At 54.0% G+C, this 467-nt stretch carries 1 pseudogene; it reads right to left on the bottom strand.

The window, feature by feature from the left end:
* Positions 1–197: 197 nt before the first annotated feature.
* Positions 198–467, bottom strand: a pseudogene (locus MKD38_RS30910) (hypothetical protein); the annotation flags it as partial.

Raw genomic sequence — 467 nt, 5'->3', positions numbered from 1 at the left:
GCTAGCTTGCTCTGCGAGCTTTGAAGCGACCTACTAAATCATGCCGCGTCGACCCTCGTCGTGATCAGCCTATTGACTCCCACACATGCTCGATATTGAAGTTCAGGAAGAGCCGCCTCATCACCGCATTGCCCCAACAATTTCCCTTTCGGCTGATGCTGAAAATCTCCTGATGCTACCTGTGCATGGCTTAATATTCATCGCTCACCTACCGGGCAGCTTAGACCGGTCGTCGCAAGTACAGAAGACTGGGCAGATTGCAGATTTTCATCTACGGCTTTGGCGGGTGTCGCCAACCAAGCGATTTTTCGAGGTCTGCTATTCAGCTCATTGGCAACGGCCTGAATCTCTCGAGTGCTCCAATGGGCCAGGACAACCGCTCGACCCGTTCGTGACAGGAAGGTTACTTTCAAGCGGCGTCCGAGCGGATCTGTACAACCTTGCCCCATGGCGTTAGTTCGGCGACG

This window comes from Cupriavidus sp. WGlv3, from assembly GCF_023952475.1.
GTDB lineage: Bacteria > Pseudomonadota > Gammaproteobacteria > Burkholderiales > Burkholderiaceae > Cupriavidus > Cupriavidus phytorum.
This window is presented reverse-complemented; position numbering and strand designations above follow the sequence as displayed.